General features: G+C 69.0%; 19 protein-coding genes and 1 tRNA gene. 8 read left to right on the forward strand and 12 right to left on the reverse strand.

The genetic code is table 11. From position 1 onward, the window contains the following. Nucleotides 1-119: 119 nt before the first annotated feature. The 4 genes from proP to OG917_RS12650 all read left to right on the forward strand — a co-directional run bounded on the left by proP (nucleotide 120) and on the right by OG917_RS12650 (nucleotide 3321). Nucleotides 120-1616, forward strand: a complete 1497-nt coding sequence (gene proP / locus OG917_RS12635) for a glycine betaine/L-proline transporter ProP (RefSeq protein ID WP_328317680.1) — start codon at nucleotides 120-122, stop codon at nucleotides 1614-1616. 150 nt (nucleotides 1617-1766) lie between these two features. Next, nucleotides 1767-2390 carry an HNH endonuclease signature motif containing protein gene (locus OG917_RS12640; protein ID WP_328317681.1) on the forward strand — a complete coding sequence of 208 codons (624 nt, stop codon included), beginning with the start codon at nucleotides 1767-1769 and terminating at the stop codon, nucleotides 2388-2390. Further along, complete coding sequence (locus OG917_RS12645) at nucleotides 2387-3232, forward strand: HNH endonuclease signature motif containing protein (RefSeq protein ID WP_328317682.1); 846 nt, start codon at nucleotides 2387-2389, stop codon at nucleotides 3230-3232. Before OG917_RS12640 ends, OG917_RS12645 begins: the two co-directional genes overlap by 4 nt. Before the next feature lie 16 nt (nucleotides 3233-3248). Then, nucleotides 3249-3321, forward strand: a tRNA-Leu gene (locus OG917_RS12650). 48 nt (nucleotides 3322-3369) lie between these two features. Here the strand turns inward: OG917_RS12650 and rdgB are convergent. The 3 genes from rdgB to OG917_RS12665 form a co-directional block, all read right to left on the reverse strand. Further along, a complete protein-coding gene (rdgB, locus tag OG917_RS12655; RefSeq protein WP_328317683.1) occupies nucleotides 3370-3972 on the reverse strand; it encodes an RdgB/HAM1 family non-canonical purine NTP pyrophosphatase in 603 nt (200 codons plus the stop codon). 157 nt (nucleotides 3973-4129) lie between these two features. Further along, nucleotides 4130-4855, reverse strand: coding sequence for a ribonuclease PH (gene rph / locus OG917_RS12660; RefSeq protein WP_328317684.1), 726 nt, complete (start codon nucleotides 4853-4855; stop codon nucleotides 4130-4132). Nucleotides 4856-4947: 92 nt separating this feature from the next. Next, nucleotides 4948-5244, reverse strand: a complete 297-nt coding sequence (locus OG917_RS12665) for a PTS glucose/sucrose transporter subunit IIB (RefSeq protein ID WP_328317685.1) — start codon at nucleotides 5242-5244, stop codon at nucleotides 4948-4950. Nucleotides 5245-5407: 163 nt separating this feature from the next. On the opposite strand from OG917_RS12665, the gene OG917_RS12670 reads away from it, so the two are divergent. Then, nucleotides 5408-6670, forward strand: a complete 1263-nt coding sequence (locus OG917_RS12670; RefSeq protein ID WP_328317686.1) for a PTS transporter subunit EIIC — start codon at nucleotides 5408-5410, stop codon at nucleotides 6668-6670. A gap of 60 nt (nucleotides 6671-6730) precedes the next feature. Here the strand turns inward: OG917_RS12670 and OG917_RS12675 are convergent, their stop codons facing one another. Beyond that, complete coding sequence (locus OG917_RS12675) at nucleotides 6731-7483, reverse strand: MBL fold metallo-hydrolase (RefSeq protein WP_328317687.1); 753 nt, start codon at nucleotides 7481-7483, stop codon at nucleotides 6731-6733. Between the two features lie 217 nt (nucleotides 7484-7700). Between OG917_RS12675 and OG917_RS12680 the strand changes: the two genes are divergently transcribed. Then, nucleotides 7701-8195 (forward strand): type II toxin-antitoxin system PemK/MazF family toxin, encoded by a 495-nt coding sequence (locus OG917_RS12680; RefSeq protein WP_328317688.1) that lies wholly within the window; start codon nucleotides 7701-7703, stop codon nucleotides 8193-8195. 141 nt (nucleotides 8196-8336) lie between these two features. Here the strand turns inward: OG917_RS12680 and OG917_RS12685 are convergent, their stop codons facing one another. The 6 genes from OG917_RS12685 to clpS all read right to left on the reverse strand — a co-directional run bounded on the left by OG917_RS12685 (nucleotide 8337) and on the right by clpS (nucleotide 13307). Beyond that, nucleotides 8337-9287, reverse strand: a complete 951-nt coding sequence (locus tag OG917_RS12685; RefSeq protein ID WP_328317689.1) for a PLP-dependent cysteine synthase family protein — start codon at nucleotides 9285-9287, stop codon at nucleotides 8337-8339. Nucleotides 9288-9294: 7 nt separating this feature from the next. Then, nucleotides 9295-9573 carry a MoaD/ThiS family protein gene (locus tag OG917_RS12690; RefSeq protein ID WP_328317690.1) on the reverse strand — a complete coding sequence of 93 codons (279 nt, stop codon included), beginning with the start codon at nucleotides 9571-9573 and terminating at the stop codon, nucleotides 9295-9297. Nucleotides 9574-9931: 358 nt separating this feature from the next. Continuing rightward, entirely contained in the window at nucleotides 9932-10348 is a 417-nt protein-coding gene (locus OG917_RS12695; RefSeq protein WP_328317691.1) for a M67 family metallopeptidase, read from the reverse strand. Between the two features lie 101 nt (nucleotides 10349-10449). After that, complete coding sequence (locus OG917_RS12700) at nucleotides 10450-11877, reverse strand: amino acid permease (protein ID WP_328317692.1); 1428 nt, start codon at nucleotides 11875-11877, stop codon at nucleotides 10450-10452. Nucleotides 11878-12357: 480 nt separating this feature from the next. Then, nucleotides 12358-13002, reverse strand: coding sequence for a DUF2017 domain-containing protein (locus tag OG917_RS12705; protein WP_328317693.1), 645 nt, complete (start codon nucleotides 13000-13002; stop codon nucleotides 12358-12360). Then, nucleotides 13002-13307 carry an ATP-dependent Clp protease adapter ClpS gene (gene clpS / locus OG917_RS12710; protein ID WP_328317694.1) on the reverse strand — a complete coding sequence of 102 codons (306 nt, stop codon included), beginning with the start codon at nucleotides 13305-13307 and terminating at the stop codon, nucleotides 13002-13004. The genes OG917_RS12705 and clpS overlap by 1 nt, the downstream gene beginning before the upstream one ends. Nucleotides 13308-13480: 173 nt before the next feature. Here clpS and OG917_RS12715 point away from each other — a divergent pair, with 173 nt between their 5' ends. Next, entirely contained in the window at nucleotides 13481-14809 is a 1329-nt protein-coding gene (locus OG917_RS12715) for a nicotinate phosphoribosyltransferase (protein WP_328317695.1), read from the forward strand. Between the two features lie 139 nt (nucleotides 14810-14948). Then, nucleotides 14949-15533, forward strand: a complete 585-nt coding sequence (locus tag OG917_RS12720) for an isochorismatase family protein (protein ID WP_328317696.1) — start codon at nucleotides 14949-14951, stop codon at nucleotides 15531-15533. 100 nt (nucleotides 15534-15633) lie between these two features. Here the strand turns inward: OG917_RS12720 and OG917_RS12725 are convergent, their stop codons facing one another. Together OG917_RS12725 and OG917_RS12730 are read right to left on the reverse strand one after the other, a co-directional pair. Beyond that, nucleotides 15634-15939, reverse strand: coding sequence for a hypothetical protein (locus tag OG917_RS12725; RefSeq protein ID WP_328317697.1), 306 nt, complete (start codon nucleotides 15937-15939; stop codon nucleotides 15634-15636). A gap of 123 nt (nucleotides 15940-16062) precedes the next feature. Beyond that, nucleotides 16063-18477: an immune inhibitor A domain-containing protein gene (locus OG917_RS12730; protein ID WP_328317698.1), complete on the reverse strand. Its 2415-nt coding sequence runs from the start codon at nucleotides 18475-18477 to the stop codon at nucleotides 16063-16065. Between the last annotated feature and the right edge of the window lie 92 nt (nucleotides 18478-18569).

The following is an 18569-nucleotide window of genomic DNA, read 5'->3' on the forward strand; positions in this document are numbered from 1 at the left end:
TATCCGCTGAAAATACGTGACCAAGGTCCCAATTCTTCGGAGCCCTGGTTTGCGATCGCCATCGCTGTGCAGAAGAGCCTCCTGCGTGTTTTTGTATGCCCACAGAGAGGACGATCACCATGGCGGACACCGGCCACGAGACCGCCGCCGACCCCGAGGCGGTCAAACGCCACCGCGAACTCTTCCGGGTGATCGACCGAAGGAAGAACCCGCGGCTGCGCCGCACCGACATCACGGTGACGGACGAGGCCGCGATCAAGCGGGCGGTGAAGGCAGCCAGCCTGGGTAATGCCATGGAGTGGTTCGACTTCGGCATCTACAGCTACCTGGCGGCCACGATCGGCCATGTCTTCTTCCCCGGAGGAAGCGGCACGGTCCAGCTGCTCTCGTCGTTCGCGACCTTCGCGGTGGCCTTCCTGATCCGTCCGGTCGGCGGCATGGTGTTCGGGCCGATGGGGGACAAGATCGGCCGCAAGAAGGTCCTCGCCATGACGATGATCATGATGTCGATCGGCACCTTCGCGATCGGCATCCTGCCCTCGTACGCGGCGATCGGCTTCTGGTCCCCGGTGCTGCTGATCTTCTTCCGCCTGGTGCAGGGCTTCTCCACCGGCGGTGAGTACGGCGGCGCCTCCACCTTCATAGCCGAGTACGCGCCCGACAAGCGGCGCGGGTACTTCGGCAGCTTCCTGGAGTTCGGCACGCTGGCCGGGTACGTCGGCGCCGCCGGGCTTGTCACGATCATGACCACATTCGTCGGCAGTGACGGCATGGACAGCTGGGGCTGGCGCGTCCCGTTCCTGGTCGCGGGCCCGCTGGGCCTGGTCGGCCTCTATCTGCGGCTCCGGCTCGACGAGACCCCCGCCTTCCAGCGGCTGGAGGGCGAGAGCGTCCACGCGGTCGACGCGGCCGACGGCGTCGAGACCTCGGCCAAGGGCGACCTGGGCAAGATCTTCCGGGACTACTGGCCCTCGCTGATCCTGTGCATCGCCCTGGTGGGCGCGTACAACGTCACGGACTACATGCTGCTGTCGTACATGCCGACGTACCTCTCCGACGAGCTGCACTACAGCGAGACGCACGGCCTGGTGATCCTGCTGGGCGTCATGGTCTTCCTGATGCTGATCATCAACCAGGTGGGCAAGCTGAGCGACCACTTCGGCCGCAAGCCTCTGCTGATGACCGGCATGCTCGGCTTCTTCTTCCTCTCGCTGCCGTCGTTCCTGCTGGTCAGGCAGGGTTCCATCCCGGCCATCACGGCGGGCCTGCTGCTGATGGGCCTGGCCCTGGTCTGCCTGCTCGGCACGATGTCGGCGGCGCTGCCCGCGCTCTTCCCGACGCAGGTCAGGTACGGCTCGCTCTCGGTGGGCTACAACCTCTCTGCCTCCCTGTTCGGCGGCACGACACCGCTGGTGATCACCGCCCTGATCAGCCTGACCGGCAGCAATCTGATGCCGGCCTACTACGCGATGGCGGCATCGCTGGTCGGTGTGATCGCGGTGGCCTGCATGAAGGAGACCGCGCAGAAGCCGCTGGACGGCTCGCCCCCGTCGGTGGAGACCAAGGAGGAGGCGGCCGAAATGGTCGAGTCCCAGGCCCCCGAACCCCGCTTCTGACCCACCCCCGGAGCCGTACCGCGGCTCCCCCGACGTCCCGTACCGGTCCCACCCGGTACGGGACGTTCCGTTTCCCGGACGTGACTGTCCGGTCAGCGGTTCGTTACTCCGTACGAGGTTGCGAACGTGTGACCGGGACGGAGGGGGAGCATGCCGACGAGGTACACGCGCGGGCTGCTGGAAGAAGCCGCTCGCGAGACAAAGAGCTGGGACGAGGCGGTGCGCTGGTGCGGCGGCACAGCGACACCGGGCAGCAGACGGTATCTGCGCAGGAAGATGGCCGAGGCCGGGGTGGACACCTCCCACTTCCCGGACCGATGGGTACGCCACACCGAGGAGAGGCTTCGCGCGGCGGTCACCGCCTCGACGAGCATCCGGGAAGTGCTGTGCCGTCTGGGCATCAACCCGGTCGGCGGGAACCACACCCACATCGGCCGTCGGATCAGGGCGTACGGGATCGACATCTCGCACTTCACCCCACGCACGAGCGGAGGCCCCCAGCGCTCCCGGGCCGAGGTCCTGACGGTCCGGTCCCCTGATGAAGGCAGAGTCCCGGGCGAGCGCCTCCGCCGCGAACTGCTGCGGAAGGGGATACCGGAGCGGTGTGCGATGTGCGGCACCGGCCCGGAGTGGAACAACCGGCCTCTCCGCCTCGAAGTCGACCACGTCAACGGCGAATGGTGGAACAACGATCCCGCAAACCTCCGGCTCCTGTGCCCCAACTGCCATGCGGTCACCGACACGTATCGCGGACGCAGGCGGGTGGCCGCGTGAGCGCAGCGAAGTACCCACGCGATCTGCTGGCCAGGACCGCGGCCGTCTCCACGAGTCTCGTCGACCTCATGCGCCGGCTGGACTCCCCCATGGACGCCCGCACCATGCGGTACCTGCGGCTCCGGCTGGAGCACTACGGCGTCGGCATCTCGCACTTCGCCGACGAGTCGCTACCCGCACGCGACAGACGGAGCTACTCGCGGGAACTGCTCGAAGACGCGGCTGCCCACACGTACAGCATCCGGGAGATGGTGGAATACCTGGGCTACCCGCCGAGCGACAGCCCGTACGGACTCATCAGCAGCAAACTCCAACGCTTCGGCATCGACACGTCGCATTTCCGCAAGGGCCGCAAGCACGGCCCACCTGTACTCCCCCGTGAGCCACTGGCCACCGTGGTCGCCCGGTCCAGCAGTCTGGCCGGCGTCCTCAGAGGGCTCGGGCAAAAGGAATCGGGGGCCGCCAGGGCCCGCGTCGGCCGAAGTCTGGAAGCCCACGGAATTCCGACCGACCACTTCACCGGTCAAGGCCACGCTCGCGGCACGGTCTCGCCCCATCGAGGTTCGGCCGAAGAGACACTGCGGCGACGCGCCCCCGGCTCACCCCGGACCAGAACGGTGAAGCTGCGGCGAGCACTCGACGACCTGACCGTCCCACACGTCTGCGCCGAATGCGGTATCGGTGAGAGCTGGCAGGGCAAGCGGCTGGTGCTGGAGATCGACCACATCAACGGCGACCGGCTGGACGACCGCCGGGAGAATCTCCGCTACTTGTGCCCGTCGTGTCACAGCCAGACCGGCACGTTCGCCAACCGCTCGCCATCGCTCCGGGGGACGAAGTAAAGTTCCTCTGGTCTGCGCGCCCGTACGCCACCTGGTGAGCGACGATCTTTAGGTGGTCGTGCATATCGGTTCGAATCCGATCGGGCGCACTGGGCAGAAAGGCGTGGCCTCCTTCGTGGAGGCCACGCCTTTCTCCGTCAGCCCAGCAGCTCCCGCACCACCGGCACCAGCGCGCGGAACGCCTGCCCCCGGTGGCTGATCGCGTTCTTCTCCCCCGCTGTCAGCTCCGCGCAGGTGCGGGTCTCGCCCGCGGGCTGGAGGATCGGGTCGTAGCCGAAGCCGCCGCTGCCGGCCGGGGTCGTGCGGAGGGTGCCGAAGAGGCTGCCCTCGACCACACGTTCCGTGCCGTCGGGGAGGGCCAGGGCCGCCGCGCAGGCGAAGTGGGCGCCCCGGTGCGGGTCGTCGATGTCCGAGAGCTGGGCGAGCAGCAGACGGAGGTTCGCCTCGTCGTCTCCGTGGGTGCCTGCCCAGCGGGCCGAGAAGATGCCCGGGGCGCCGTTCAGTACGTCCACGCAGAGGCCCGAGTCGTCGGCCACGGCCGGGAGGCCGGTGGCCTGGGCCATGGCGTGGGCCTTCAGCAGGGCGTTCTCGGCGAAGGTGACGCCTGTTTCCTTGACGTCCGGGACTTCCGGGTACGCGTCCGTGCCGACCAGTTCGTGGGGCAGGCCCGCGGCGGCGAGGATCGCTTCGAGTTCGGTGATTTTCCCGGCGTTGCGGGTGGCGAGGATCAGACGGGTCATGCGTCCAGTATCAGGGGGCGGACGGGGCGGCCTGCCGCACGCCCCGTCCGCCCCCACGCCGCCCCCACGCCGCCCCCACGCCGCCCCCACGCCGGGCCCACCCGGCCGCGCCCGTCCCCGTGCGACGCGGGCGTCCGTGCCGGGGCGGACCGCTGTGCTACTTGCCGAGCGCCTCGGCCTGGAGTGCGGTGAGATCGGCGCAGCCGCCGGTGGCCAGGTCGAGCAGGGCGTTGAGCTCCTTGCGGTCGAAGGGCTCGGCCTCGGCCGTCCCCTGGACCTCGACGAAGCGCCCGTCGCCGGTGCAGACGACGTTCATGTCGGTCTCGGCGCGGACGTCCTCCTCGTAGCGGAGATCGAGGAGCGGTGTTCCGTCGACGATGCCGACGCTGATCGCGGAGACCGTGTCGGTGAGGGGCTTGCGGCCGGACCTGATGAGCTTCTTGGACTGCGCCCAGGTGATGGCGTCGGCCAGGGCGACGTACGCGCCGGTGATCGCGGCGGTGCGGGTGCCGCCGTCGGCCTGGAGGACGTCGCAGTCGAGCACGATCGTGTTCTCGCCGAGCGCCTTGTAGTCGATGACCGCGCGCAGCGAGCGGCCGATGAGGCGGGAGATCTCGTGCGTACGGCCGCCGATCTTGCCGCGGACGGACTCACGGTCGCCCCGGGTGTTGGTGGAGCGGGGGAGCATCGAGTACTCGGCGGTGACCCAGCCCTCTCCGCTGCCCTTGCGCCAGCGCGGTACGCCTTCGGTGAAGGAGGCGGTGCAGAAGACTTTGGTGTCGCCGAAGGAGATGAGGACGGAGCCTTCGGCGTGCTTGCTCCACGCGCGCTCAATGGTGACCGGGCGGAGTTCTTCGGGGGTGCGGCCGTCGATACGAGACATGGGGCCGAGCCTATCGGCCGCGGTGGGGAGGGACGCCCGTGACCGGTGGCGGGGCCGGGGGCCGCCGGTCCGGGCGTCGGCGTCTCATCCGTTCACATCATGTCCTCGATGTCCGCGGCGATGGGGTCGGCGTCGGTGCCGACGACGACCTGGATCGAGGTGCCCACCTTGACGACGCCGTGGGCGCCTGCGGCTTTGAGCGCGGCGTCGTCCACGAGGGAGGCGTCCTTCACCTCGGTGCGGAGCCGGGTGATGCAGCCCTCGACCTCTTCGATGTTTTCGAGGCCGCCGAGCCCGGCGACGATCTTCTCAGCCTTAGTGGCCATGTCTGACTCCTGAGTCTCTGCTGGCGGCCCGGCTCTCCGGTCCGTTTCGTCACGGTAACGCACGATTGGCCCACTTATACGGGCGGTGCGCCGTGCCGCCTCGGAAGATGGCGGTCACTGGTGCAGCGCCCGGGGCACCGCATCGGACCGCGCCGCGGGTGGTCTGCAGCCACGCATTGCAGCCATGTACGGCGATCGCCGGCAGGCCACGCCAGGAGGACGCCGAATGAGCACCAGCAGCGCGGCCGTACCGCAGGGCACACCGCAGAAGAAGTGGTGGAACGGGCTCTTCCAGGGGTTGCAGAAGGTCGGCCGCAGCCTTCAGCTGCCCGTGGCCGTGCTGCCCGCGGCCGGTCTGCTCGTGTCGCTCGGCAACCTCTTCACCGCCTATCTGCACGGCGCGTTCTGGGACCGGACGTCCAAGGTCTTCCTCGCCGGCGGCAACGCGATCCTCGACGGGGCGTTCGGTCTGCCGCTGCTCTTCTGTATCGGTGTCGCGATCGGTTTCGCGAAGAAGGCGGACGGCTCCACGGCGCTGGCCGCGGTCGTCGGGTTCCTCGTCTACCACGGTGTGCTGGGCGCCTACCCGATCGACGGCACGGTGACGAAGGCGCTTCCGGCGGGCATGCCGCAGAATCCGGGCGTTCTCGGCGGCATCCTCATCGGGCTGCTGACGGCGATCGTCTGGCAGCGGTTCCACCGGACCAGGCTGGTGGACTGGCTGGGGTTCTTCAACGGCCGCCGTCTCGTGCCGATCCTGATGGCTTTCATCGCCGTCGTGCTCGGTGTGGTGTTCGGCCTGGTCTGGCAGCCGGTGGGCGATGCGCTGACCTGGTTCTCGAAGCATCTGATCAGCCTGGGCGCGTGGGGCTCGGCGATCTTCGGTGTGGCCAACCGGCTGCTCATCCCGATCGGCATGCACCAGTTCCTGAACACGTTCTTCTGGTTCCAGGCGGGTACGTTCAGCAAGCCGGACGGGACCGGGGTACAGGGCGACATCACGCGGTTCTTCGCGGGCGACCCGAGTGCGGGTCAGTTCACGTCCGGCTTCTTCCCGATCATGATGTTCGGGCTTCCCGCGGCGGCCCTGGCCATCGCGCACTGTGCGCGGCCGGAGCGGCGCAAGCAGGTCACGGGGCTGATGATCTCGGTCGCGCTGACGTCGTTCGTGACCGGGGTGACCGAGCCGCTGGAGTTCTCGTTCATGTTCGCGGCGCCGCTGCTGTACGGGCTGCACGCCCTGCTGACCGGTGCCTCGATGGGCATCACCTGGGCCCTGGGGGTCCATGCGGGGTTCAGCTTCTCGGCGGGTCTGATCGACTACGTCATCAACTGGCACCTCGATACGAAACCGTGGCTGATCATCCCGATCGGCCTCTGTTTCTCGGTGGTCTACTACGTGGTCTTCCGGTTCGTGATCACCAAGTTCAACGTGATGACGCCTGGGCGCGAGCCGGACGAGGACGTCGAGGACGTGACCAAGGCCTGACGGACGGACGCGGGCCCCGGAACCGCACCGGTTCCAGGGCCCGCGCGCACCTGCCGCAGGTCAGATCTCGTATACCGCACCCGGCCTGGCCAGCTCCACGGGTCCGTCGAACACCGCCTGTGCGTCCGCCAGATTGCGTTTGGCGTCCGTCCACGGCGGGATGTGGGTCAGCACCATGCGCCCCACTCCGGCGCGTACCGCGTGCGCTCCGGCCTCGCGGCCGTTGAGGTGGAGGTCGGCCACGTCCTCCTTGCCGTGGGTGAAGGACGCCTCGCAGAGGAACAGGTCCGCGCCGACGGCCAGTTCGTGCAGCGGGTCGCAGACGCCGGTGTCCCCGGAGTAGGTGAGCGAGCTGCCGCCGTGCTCGATCCGGATGGCGTAGGCCTCGACCGGGTGGCGGACCTTCTCCGTGCGCACCGAGAACGGTCCGATGTCGAACGAGGCGGACTTCAGGGTGCGGAAGTCGAAGACCTCGCCCATCGATGTGGAGGACGGCGTGTCCGCGTACGCCGTCGTCAGCCGTTCGGCCGCGCCCTCGGGTGCGTACACGGGGATGGCGGGGCAGCGCCCGCCGTCGTGCCGGTAGTAGCGCGCGACGAAGTACGCGCACATGTCGATGCAGTGGTCCGAGTGGAGATGGCTGAGGAAGATGGCGTCGAGGTCGTAGAGACCGCAGTAGTGCTGCAGCTCGCCGAGGGCGCCGTTGCCCATGTCGAGGAGCAGCCGGAAGCCGTCGGCCTCCACGAGGTAGCTCGAACAGGCCGATTCCGCGGAGGGGAACGACCCCGAGCAGCCGACGACGGTGAGCTTCATGGAGTGGGAACCTCCGTGGACGGGCCGGGCGACGGGGGTCGAGCGGTCCATCGAGCCTAAGGCGCCGGAGCGACGGCCGCTCCTCCACAGGACACCGTTGTGGGCGAACTCACCTGCACTGTCACCGGTTCGGGTGGGCCGAGCGGGCCCGGGGGCCTCTCCGGGTCCGGCTCCGGGGTCCTGCCGGGTGTCCGGCGCCACCGGTACGGTCCTGGGTATGGATACGAGGTGGGTGCTGGCGCTGGTGGCCGTGGTGCTGATTGCCCTGATCGCGTCGGTCGTCGACGGGCGGGCGCGGGGCGGGCGCCGGCAGAGCGGGCGGAGGCGGCCTCCGGGGCGGGCGCGGGGGCGTGAGCCGCGGGGTCCCGCGGGGCGGCGACCTCCGAAGCGGACCGGCGGGCGGGGGCCGCGGGCGGGTGAGATCTGGTGGGCGGTCGTGCCGTACGAGGACGGGCCGGGCGGGAAGGACCGGCCGTGCCTGGTGCTGTCGGTGCGGGGTGACGCGGCCCTGGTCGCCAAGATCACCAGTAAGCATCACGAGGAGCGGCCCGGGGTGATCGCGCTGCCGGCGGGGGCGGTGGGCGATGCGCGGGGGCGGCAGAGTTTCCTGGAGACGGACGAGCTGCGGGATGTCCGGGTGCGGGAGTTCCGCCGGTGGGCGGGCGATGTCGATCCCGCGGTGTGGGACCGGGTGCGGCATCTGGCGGGGTAGTGCTGCGGCGCCCGGGGCACGGCATCCCCGGCGTACGGCGGGGATGCGCCGGCCGCGCGGAGCGGCGGACGAAGCAGCGTGGGCGGCGGCCGGACCGTGGTGGTCTCCGGCCGCCGCCCGGGTCGCTCAGGGGGGGGAGGCTCAGGCCCAGAGCTGGCCCTGGAGTGTTTCGATGGCCGCCTCCGTCGTGGGGGCCGTGTAGACGCCGGTCGACAGGTATTTCCAGCCGCCGTCGGCCACGACGAAGACGATGTCCGCCGGGGTACCGGCCTTGACGGCCTTCCTGCCGACGCCGATCGCCGCGTGGAGCGCGGCGCCGGTCGAGACGCCCGCGAAGATGCCCTCCTGCTGGAGCAGTTCACGGGTACGGGTCACCGCGTCGGCGCTGCCCACCGAGAAGCGGGTGGTGAGCACCGAGGCGTCGTACAGCTCCGGGACGAAGCCCTCGTCCAGGTTGCGCAGACCGTAGACCAGGTCGTCGTAGCGCGGCTCGGCGGCGACGATGCTGATGCCCGGGACGTTCTCGCGCAGGTAGCGGCCGACGCCCATGAGGGTGCCGGTGGTGCCGAGACCTGCCACGAAGTGGGTGATGGAGGGCAGGTCGGTGAGGATCTCCGGGCCGGTGGTCGCGTAGTGCGCGCCCGCGTTGTCCGGGTTTCCGTACTGGTAGAGCATCACCCAGTCGGGGTGCTCGGCTGCGAGTTCCTTGGCGACGCGTACGGCGGTGTTGGAGCCGCCTGCCGCGGGTGAGGAGATGATCTCCGCACCCCACATGGTGAGCAGCTCGCGGCGTTCGTGCGAGGTGTTCTCCGGCATGACGCAGACGATCCGGTAGCCCTTGAGCCTGGCCGCCATGGCGAGCGAGATGCCGGTGTTGCCGGATGTGGGCTCCAGGATGGTGCAGCCGGGCGTCAACCGGCCGTCCTTCTCGGCCTGTTCGACCATGTGGAGCGCGGGGCGGTCCTTGATCGATCCGGTCGGGTTGCGGTCCTCCAGCTTGGCCCAGATCCGGACGTCGTCCGAAGGGGACAGCCGTGGGAGCCGTACGAGCGGGGTGTTGCCCACCGCGGCGAGCGGGGAGTCGTATCGCATCCGAGGCTCAGACCATGCCGCCGGCGACGGCCGGAAGGATCGTGACGCTGTCGCCGTCGGCCAGCTTGGTGGAGATGCCGTCGAGGAAGCGGACGTCCTCGTCGTTGAGGTAGACGTTCACGAAGCGGCGGAGCTGGTCGCCGTCGACGATCCGGGCCCGGATGCCGTTGTGCCGGGTTTCGAGGTCGGTGAGCAGGTCGGCGAGGGTGTCACCGCTGCCTTCGACCGCCTTGGCGCCGTCGGTGTAGGTGCGGAGGATGGTCGGGATGCGGACCTCGATGGCCATGGCTGGGCTCCTGTCGGATGGTGAGGCGGAGAGTGCGGCGGCGCGCGTGGTGCCGGTAGTGCCGGTGGTGGTGCGTGGTGCTTACGCGGGGCCGCGGCTCAGACGGCAGCGCGGCACGGACAGATTGCGCTGTCGAGGCGGCACAGGTCGACGTGCAGCCGGGCGGCTCCACATCCAAAGGCTCCCAGGAAGAGCGTGGACGCGGCGCGCAAGGTGACGGACGTCGTGTCCGTCGTCTTTTCGCTCACGTCGTGGGAAACCATGGGCTCATCGTATCGATTCCCGCACCCCGGTCCGAGGGGTGATCTCGCCATACGGGATGGATCGGTCCGGATCGCGGACAGAGGGGGTGAACCGGCTACGGGACGACGGTTACTTCCTCCTCGGTGACCTCGCCGTCGACGATGCGGTACGAGCGGAACTGGAAGGGGCCGGCCTCGTCCGTGTCGGCCGTGGAGACGAGGACGTAGTGGGCGCCGGGCTCGTTCGCGTAGCTGATGTCCGTACGGGAGGGGTAGGCCTCGGTCGCGGTGTGCGAGTGGTAGACGATCACCGGCTCCTCGTCGCGGTCGTCGAGATCCCGGTACAGCTTGAGGAGGTCCGCCGAGTCGAACTCGTAGAACGTGGGTGAGCGCGCGGCATTGAGCATCGGGATGAACCGCTCCGGCCGGCCGGAGCCCTCCGGGCCCGCGACCACGCCGCACGCCTCGTCGGGGTGGTCGGCGCGGGCGTGCGCCACGATCTGGTCGTACAGGGCCTGGGTAAGGGTCAGCATGCCGTTCAGGATAAGCATGTGGGCACCCCCGTACCGGAGTGCGGTACGGGGGTGCCCCCATGCTGAGAAGTGCCGGGCCGGCGCGGAGGCCGCGGCCCGGTTCAGCGCTTGGTGAAGGCCGCACCTTCCGGGTTGCGGGCCTTCAGGACCAGGTACGTGACGCCGAGGAGCGCGGCCCAGAAGGGGGCGGCGTACAGCGAGACGCGGGTGTCCTTGTCGATGCCCATCATCACTATGACCAGGGCGATGAAGGCGAGCGAGAACCAGCTGGCCCAGGGGGAGCAGGGAGCCCGGAAGCTGGACTTCGGGAGTTCGCCGCGGTCCGACCTGGCGCGGTAGCGGATCTGGCAGATGAGGATCACGATCCAGGCCCACATACCGGAGATGGTGGCGAACGAGACGACGTAGTTGAACGCCTCACCCGGCCACTGGTAGTTGATCCAGACACCGACGAGCATCAGCGCGGCCGAGACGGTGGTGCCCAGGAGCGGGGTGCCGCTCTTCGTCAGCGAAGTGAAGGCCTTCGGGCCCTGTCCGTTGAGCGCCAGGTCGCGCAGCATCCGGCCGGTGGAGTACATACCGGAGTTGCAGGAGGAGAGGGCCGCCGTCAGGACGACGAAGTTGACGATGCCGGCGCCTATGCCGAGGCCCATCTTCTGGAAGGCCTGGACGAAGGGGCTGACGCCGGCGTGGAACTCGGTCCAGGGGACGACCGAGAGGATCATGATCAGTGCACCGATGTAGAAGACCGCGATGCGCCAGGGCACGGTGTTGATCGCCTTGGGCAGGACCTTCTTCGGGTTCTTGGACTCCCCCGCGGTGACACCGACCAGCTCGACGGCCAGGAAGGCGAACATCACGATCTGCAGGGTCATCAGGGTGCCGGTGATCCCCTTGGGGAAGAAGCCGCCCTGGTCCCAGAGGTGGGTGACGCTCGCGGTGTCGCCCGCGTCGGAGAAACCGACGGTGAGGATTCCGGCGCAGATCAGGATCATGCCCACGATGGCGGTGACCTTGACCATCGAGAACCAGAACTCGAGCTCACCGAAGAGTTTCACGGAGATCAGGTTCACGCCGTAGAGGATGATCGTGAAGACCAGCGCGGAGAGCCACTGCGGGATATTCCACCAGTAGGTCATATAGGTGGCGGCGGCGGTGACTTCCGTGATGCCGGTGACGACCCAGAAGAGCCAGTACGTCCAGCCGGTGACATAGCCCGCGAAGGGGCCTATGAACTCTCGCGCGTACTCGGAGAAGGAGCCGGAGACCGGGCGGTACATGAGCAGCTCGCCCAGGGCCCGCATGATGAAGAAGATGACCAGGCCTGCGATGGCGTAGGCGAGGATGAGGCTGGGTCCGGCTTTCGCGATGGCCTTGCCCGCGCCGAGGAACAGACCGGTGCCGATGGCGCCGCCGATCGCGATCATCTGGATCTGGCGGGCTCCCAGGCCGCGCTGGTATCCCTCGCCCGATCGGCCGTCCTCGGCCTCACTGCCGTCGTATTCCTGGTCGACCTGCACTGAGGTCATGGTGGTGCGCCTTTCTCCATGCCGATCCGGCCTGACGAGGCTCGGATCGACTGTGACGATCCTGGAGGGCAGAACCCGCGGATGATGGAGTGCTGTCGGCGGTCGGCCTGACTGGCGGTCCCGGGGACGGGGGTGGTGTCCCCGGGTGGTCTGCAGATTTAACACGGCGGCATTAGTGATCGTCCCGGTGAAATGTGACTCACGCCACTGGAAAAACCGGACGAAACGCGCCGGGCGGAGCAAAGTAAACCGCCACGGTAATGTGATCGTTATCCGGATTTGAGCGTCCTTTGAGCGGACGACCGAATACGTGGCCCGAGCGTGCCGGGAGGCGGGGTCCGGGATGGATCTCCGCCGGAATACCCGCAGGTGCGCCCGTGTGGAGCCCATGTGAAAGCCCGCCGGGGTATCCGTGCGAATGCCCGGCGGAACGTCCGTCACCGTGCCCGCCGGGGGCGTTCCCGCCCGCCCGCACGAGCGCTAGGGCATCAGCGTCTCGACGAGGGTCTCCTGGAGCGCCCCGAGCCAGAGGTAGGCCATCACCATCGGCCTGCGGGGGTCCTCTTCCGGGAGCCGGTAGAGCCCGCCGTCCTCGCTCTCGTCCTCGTCGGAGACCTCCAGGCGGGTGCCGATGGTCAGCCGGAGGTCGTTGAGCGCCCCGAGCCAGTGGCGCGAGTCGTCGGAGGAGAGGGTGAGCAGCACGGTGCCCTCGGGCAGGGCGCCCCTGCGCCGGCGCGGCTTGCGGGAGGCCTCCCGGGGCTCGCCGGAGGCGTCGGTCTCACTCGCCCCGCCCGCCGCGTCGAGGGTCCGTACGAGCGCCAGCGCGTCCTCGCGCTTGCGGGTGCGCAGGTCGTTCTCGGTGAAGCGGCGGAACTCGGACGAGAAGCCGGGCTCCTCCTCCCCGTACGCGTCGGGGAAGAGGCGGGCCAGCGCCGGGTCGTCCGGCGGCTTGCTCGGCCCCTCGGCGAACAGGGCGGCGAGCGGGTCCTCGCCCTCGACGGGCTCCTCCCCCGGGCCGACCAGCTCCAGGAGCTGCACGGCGAGCGAGCGCAGGATGGACATCTCGACCTGGTCGAGCGCGATGGCGGCGCCGCCGCCCGGCACTGCCTCGAACTGTCCGGCCATCAGTTGCGGTCCTGGGTGAGGGTGGCCCAGAGGCCGTACCCATGCATCGCCTGCACGTCGCGTTCCATTTCCTCACGGCTGCCGCTGGAGACCACGGCCCGGCCCTTCTGGTGCACGTCGAGCATCAGCTTGTGGGCCTTGTCCTTCGAGTAGCCGAAGTAGCTCTGGAAGACATAGGCGACGTAGCTCATCAGGTTGACCGGGTCGTTGTGGACGAGCGTCAGCCAGGGCACGTCGGGCTCGGGGACCGCGAAGGTCTCCTCGGCCGATTCGGGACGTTCGATCTCTACGGGGGCGACGCTCACACCCCCATGCTGCCACCCGTGGAGTGGCGGCGCACACACCGGTCCCTAGATCTCGTCACTCTGACGAAATAGGGGGTAGCATCGTTCGCACGCCCCATCGAGCGGGGGACAGCCCCGGGGGACCCGGCCGGCGGAGCCGGACCGGCCCGGACGAAAGTGCGAGGTTGACCGTTGTGAACGTTGCGGACCTTGGCCTGCCGGTACATGTGCCGTCGACAGCGCTCTTCACCGACCAGTACGAGCTCACGATGCTCCAGGCCGCCCTGAAGGCGGGCACGGCCGACCGCAGGTCGGTCTTCGAGGTCTTCACCCGGCGGCTGCCCGAGGGGCGCCGCTACGGCGTCGTGGCGGGCACCGGACGCGTCCTGGACGCCGTGGAGAACTTCCGCTTCGACGAGGACCAGCTCCGGTTCCTGCGCGAGCAGCGGATCGTCGACGGACCGACCGCCGAGTGGCTCGCCTCCTACCGCTTCAGCGGCGACATCTGGGGCTACCCGGAGGGCGAGGTGTACTTCCCGGAATCGCCGGTCCTGCGCGTCGAGGGAACCTTCGCCGAGTGCGTGCTCCTGGAGACCGTGATCCTCTCGATCCTCAATCACGACTCGGCCATCGCGGCTGCGGCCTCCCGGATGAACGCGGCGGCCGGCGGCCGGCCGCTGATCGAGATGGGCGCCCGCCGCACCCACGAGCTGGCAGCCGTCGCATCGGCCCGCGCCGCGTACGTCGGCGGTTTCTCCACCACGTCGGACCTGGCTGCCGGATTCCGGTACGGCATCCCCACCGTGGGCACCAGCGCCCACGCCTTCACCCTGCTCCACGACGACGAACGGCAGGCGTTCACCGCCCAGGTCGCCTCGCTGGGCGGTGACACCACCCTGCTGGTCGACACCTACGACGTGGCCGAAGCGGTCCGCACGGCGGTCGAGGTGGCGGGTCCGGGGCTGGGCGCCGTACGCATCGACTCCGGGGACCTGCTGCTCGTCGCGCACAAGGTCCGCCAGCAGCTGGACGCGATGGGGGCGACCGGGACGAAGATCGTGGTCACGTCGGACCTCGACGAGTACGCCATCGCCTCGCTGGCGGCGGCCCCCGTCGACGCGTACGGCGTCGGGACCCAGCTCGTCACCGGCAGCGGGCACCCCACCTGCTCCATGGTCTACAAACTGGTGGCCCGCGCCACGTCGGCGGACCCGCAGGCCCCGCTGGAGCCCGTGGCGAAGAAGTCGATGGGCGCCAAGACCTCGCGGGGCGGACGCAAGTGGGCGGCGCGCAGGACCGACGCCGACGGCATCGCCGAGGCCGAGGTGATCGGTACCGGCCCGGTGCCCGCGGACCTCGCGGACCGGCAGCTCCTGGTGCAGCTGGTCAAGGGCGGCGAGGTCATCGAGCGTGAGTCGCTCGACACGGTGCGCGAACGCCATCTGGCGGTCCGGGCCACCCTGCCGATGTCCGCCTGCCAGCTCTCCCGCGGCGAGGCTGTCATCCCCACCGAGCACGCGTGACCGATTGCGCACGCATGAGCCGCTCCCGTACGCATGAACCACAGGTGAGCGGGAATGGAACGGCTGCCGGGGCGCCCTCACGCGCCGGCGCACACCACTCCCCCGCCACCCCTTCTCCCACCAGGACAAGGATCCCGCCATGCACCGCGCCCTGATCGTCGTCGATGTGCAGAACGACTTCTGCGAGGGCGGAAGCCTCGCGGTCGCGGGGGGCGCGGATGTCGCCGCCGCCATCACCGACCTGATCGGCCAGTCCTCCGCCTGCTACCGGCACGTGGTGGCCACCCGCGACCACCACGTGAACCCGGGCAACCACTTCTCCCGGAACCCGGACTACGTCCACTCCTGGCCGCCGCACTGCGTGGCCGGCACGGAGGGCGTCGGGTTCCATCCGAACTTCGCGCCCGCCGTGGCGTCGGGCTCCATCAGCGCCGTCTTCGACAAGGGCGCCTACGCGGCGGCGTACAGCGGCTTCGAGGGCTCGGACGAGAACGGCGTCCCGCTGGCCGACTGGCTGCGGGCCCGCGAGATCGAGGCGGTCGACGTGGTCGGCATCGCCACCGACCACTGCGTGCGGGCGACGGCGCTCGACGCGGCGCGGGCCGGGTTCGGCACGCATGTGCTGCTGGGCCTGACGGCCGGGGTGGCCGAGGCGACGACCGGCCGCGCGCTGGAGGAGATGCGGGCGGCCGGGGTGGAGCTGACCGGCGAGCCGGTGGTGTGAGGGCGTCCCGCCCGCCGCACCCCTGCCGGTCCCGCGGGACCGGCCGCGCCCGCGCGCCCCGCGAAACGGCCCGGCCGTAACGGAGGCCCGGCCGTACGGATCAGACGCCTTCGCCCAGCAGGGCCCGGATCGGATGCCAGAGCTCCGACTCCTCCTGCGGCGCCGCGCGCCACAGCAGCCCGTCCGGATGGTGCAGGACCGCCGTGATCTCGTCCGGCGACGGCGGCTGTGCGTTACCGCGCAGATACACCGCCCGCATCCCGAGATTACGCAGCCGGGTCAGGGCGCGGGCCCTGTTCACCGCGTGGACGAGTATCCGGACATGGGTCATCCGGTCCGGGCTCGGCAGGGTGAGTGCGACCACCACGCTGCCGTTCGGAAGTCTGCTGAATCCGCCACCTGGCATACCGTTCATCTCCCCCGTGAGACGTTGTGTCAATAAGAGCCGTGCAAGAGGCACCTAAACACGATCGGCCGCCGCCCGCTAGAGGGCAACGGCCGATCATGCTTTGACCTGCGGCGATGTGACTCAGCTGTGCGAGGCGCCGACCTGGACCGTGATCGTCGAGCCATCCTGCGGCTGCTGGAGGATCGAGATCCGGGTGTTGGTGTCAGTTACCTTCACGCTTCCGGTCTCATTGTCCTTGTACCAGTACGTGCCCTGGTGATCATCGAAGACCGGCCGGCCGAGCTGCGGCAGGATCCGCTTGGCGACGTCCGCGTTGTGCAGCGTGAGCCCGGGCGTCGGGAACCAGCTGAACGGCGCGTCGAAGGGCTGGATCTTGTTCCGCATGACCGTGCCGTCCGCCCACTTCAGCGGCTTGGCGTGCGAGTCCACGGGCAGGATCAGACCCTGGCCCGGGTGGGCGCTGACGTTGTTGTCGGGCTGCGAGGTGTCCCACTGCCAGATCATCAGGCCGCGCTGGTACGGGTAGTACTCCACCCAGTCCGGGCGGGACTTGGAGAAGCCGAAGTTGTACGGGCCCGTCTTCAGCGTCTGGTCGTACGACACGTACTGGCGGTTCTCCGCGATGTAGTACTGCGGGTAGTCCTTGGTGAACGACTCACCGATGCGCGAGAAGCCCTGCGCGGTCCAGCCGGCGTCGTCCGTCTCCGCGTTGTCCGTGAAGAGCGGGGCGCCGTCGGCGTTCACCGAGATCGCGTCGGCCGCGAAGCCCTTGCCCGAGACGCCGCCGTCGGACGCGTAGCGGAAGCGGAGGTCGATCTTCTTCCCCGCGTAGGCGTCCAGCGGGTACGAGAGGGACGTGTACGCCCCGGACGTACCGGTCAGCGCGGGCTTGTCGCCGCCGTCGCGCGGGATCTGCGCACCGTCGGCCTTGCCGTCGACGGCCGTCCAGTTGGCGCCGCCGTCCGTCGACACCTCGGCGTAGAGGAAGTCGTAGTCCTTCTCGATGTCCCACCAGCCCGAAAGGTCGAGCGAGGCCTTGGACTTACCGGTCAGGTCGACCGAGCGGGTCAGGGTGTTGGAGAGGTTGTCACCCATTCCGCTCCACCACTGCTTGCTGCCCTCGGCGGGCTTGGCGATCGTGGTGGTGACGGGCTTGTCCGGGAGCGAGACGACGAGCGCCTGCTTGTTCTTGGTGTTGTACTCCGAGAGCCCGAGCTTGTGGGTCGACTTCTTCGCGGCCTTGGCCGTGTCGTAGTCGAGCCAGCCCAGCTGGAGCTTGTCCCAGGCGGACATGTCGCCCGGCTTGTTGCCGATCGCGTTGTCACCGGTGCTCAGCCAGGAGCCCGCCGACATCAGCGACCAGAAACCCACGCTGTTCTCAGCGGTGTTGGTCGTGTCGTACTCGTCCGGCAGGCCCAGGTCATGGCCGTACTCGTGGGCGAAGACACCGAGGCCGCCGTTCTCGGGCTGCATGGTGTAGTCGCCGACCCAGATGCCGCTGTCGCCGATCGGCGTGCCGCCGGACTTGTTGTCGGCCGGGCCGGTCTTGCCGGTGTCCGTGCCGTACACGTAGGAGCGGTGCGCCCAGAGCGCGTCGGCGCCCTCGGCGCCGCCGCCGGCGGACTCGTCCTCGCCGGCGTGCACGATCTGGAAGTGGTCGATGTAGCCGTCGGGCTCGTTGAAGTTGCCGTCGCCGTCGTAGTCGTAGCGGTCCCACTGGTCGTAACTGGCCAGGGTCGCCTTGATCTGGGCGTCGGTCTTCCCCGCCGCCTTCTGGGCCTTGGCCCACGCGGTGACGCCGTCGCGGACCAGGTCACCGGCGTTCGCGCAGATGCTGGAGCCGCAGTAGTTGGAGCCGTAACGGGCCTCGTTGTACGGCACTGTGACCCAGTCGGCGACCTCGCCGTCGACGGAGTAACGGCCGGACGAGGTCTTCTCGTAGTACGACTTGAGCGAGTCCTTGCCCTTGCCGGTGCCGAAGTAGAGGTCCTGGAAGTGCTGGCGGTTGTAGTCCGCCTGCCAGGCCGTGCTGTTGTCCTTCTTGCGGTCGGGCTGGGCGATCTTGTTGTGCGCCGGGCCTGCCGTGCCGCCGTACTTCTTCACCGGCGGCTTCGGCCCGTCGGGGCCGTCCGGGTCGTACATGGTGGTGTTGTCGACCGTGTTCCCGAACTGCACCAGGACCGTGAATATCTTGTCGGTCTTCTCGCGGCCGAGCTCGACGTACTTCTTGTCGTCGAGGCGCACCACCTTGGAACCGTCCTGCGACTGCACCTTCTTGTGGCCGGATATGACCTGTTCCAGCGCGGACTGGCGTTCCTTGTTCTGCTGCTTGCTGAACGGGCCGTCCAGGTTGTGCTTCTGGCCCTTCAGCCCGGTCGCCGGGTCGCGGCGGTCGATCTTCTTCGAAGCCGCGCTGCCCGCGGGGGCCTTGGTGTCGGCCTGCGCGGTGGCGTACGCAGAAGCGGTGGCCGTGGTCGCGGCGATGGCCACGAGCACGGCGGCCACACGGGTCGTTGCCCGTCTCTTGATGTTCACTTGGTGCTGTCCTCCCCGAACGCGTCGTAAGTGACGACATTCGATCGGAGGTGCGAGAGAAAAGACAGATCTTGACTTGCACAGACCAACTG

The sequence above is a fragment of the Streptomyces sp. NBC_00388 genome (assembly GCF_036061255.1).
In the GTDB taxonomy this organism is placed as follows: Bacteria; Actinomycetota; Actinomycetes; order Streptomycetales; family Streptomycetaceae; genus Streptomyces.

Excerpts from the sequence above, each read along its gene's own strand:
- proP (WP_328317680.1), top strand. The coding sequence starts at position 120 with ATGGCGGACACCGGCCACGAGACCGCCGCCGACCCCGAGGCGGTCAAA.
- OG917_RS12640 (WP_328317681.1), top strand. The coding sequence starts at position 1,767 with ATGCCGACGAGGTACACGCGCGGGCTGCTGGAAGAAGCCGCTCGCGAG.
- rdgB (WP_328317683.1), bottom strand. The coding sequence starts at position 3,972 with ATGACCCGTCTGATCCTCGCCACCCGCAACGCCGGGAAAATCACCGAA.
- rph (WP_328317684.1), bottom strand. The coding sequence starts at position 4,855 with ATGTCTCGTATCGACGGCCGCACCCCCGAAGAACTCCGCCCGGTCACC.
- OG917_RS12670 (WP_328317686.1), top strand. The coding sequence starts at position 5,408 with ATGAGCACCAGCAGCGCGGCCGTACCGCAGGGCACACCGCAGAAGAAG.
- OG917_RS12675 (WP_328317687.1), bottom strand. The coding sequence starts at position 7,483 with ATGAAGCTCACCGTCGTCGGCTGCTCGGGGTCGTTCCCCTCCGCGGAA.
- OG917_RS12680 (WP_328317688.1), top strand. The coding sequence starts at position 7,701 with ATGGATACGAGGTGGGTGCTGGCGCTGGTGGCCGTGGTGCTGATTGCC.
- OG917_RS12685 (WP_328317689.1), bottom strand. The coding sequence starts at position 9,287 with ATGCGATACGACTCCCCGCTCGCCGCGGTGGGCAACACCCCGCTCGTA.
- OG917_RS12690 (WP_328317690.1), bottom strand. The coding sequence starts at position 9,573 with ATGGCCATCGAGGTCCGCATCCCGACCATCCTCCGCACCTACACCGAC.
- OG917_RS12695 (WP_328317691.1), bottom strand. The coding sequence starts at position 10,348 with ATGCTGACCCTTACCCAGGCCCTGTACGACCAGATCGTGGCGCACGCC.
- OG917_RS12700 (WP_328317692.1), bottom strand. The coding sequence starts at position 11,877 with ATGACCTCAGTGCAGGTCGACCAGGAATACGACGGCAGTGAGGCCGAG.
- OG917_RS12705 (WP_328317693.1), bottom strand. The coding sequence starts at position 13,002 with ATGGCCGGACAGTTCGAGGCAGTGCCGGGCGGCGGCGCCGCCATCGCG.
- OG917_RS12720 (WP_328317696.1), top strand. The coding sequence starts at position 14,949 with ATGCACCGCGCCCTGATCGTCGTCGATGTGCAGAACGACTTCTGCGAG.
- OG917_RS12725 (WP_328317697.1), bottom strand. The coding sequence starts at position 15,939 with ATGCCAGGTGGCGGATTCAGCAGACTTCCGAACGGCAGCGTGGTGGTC.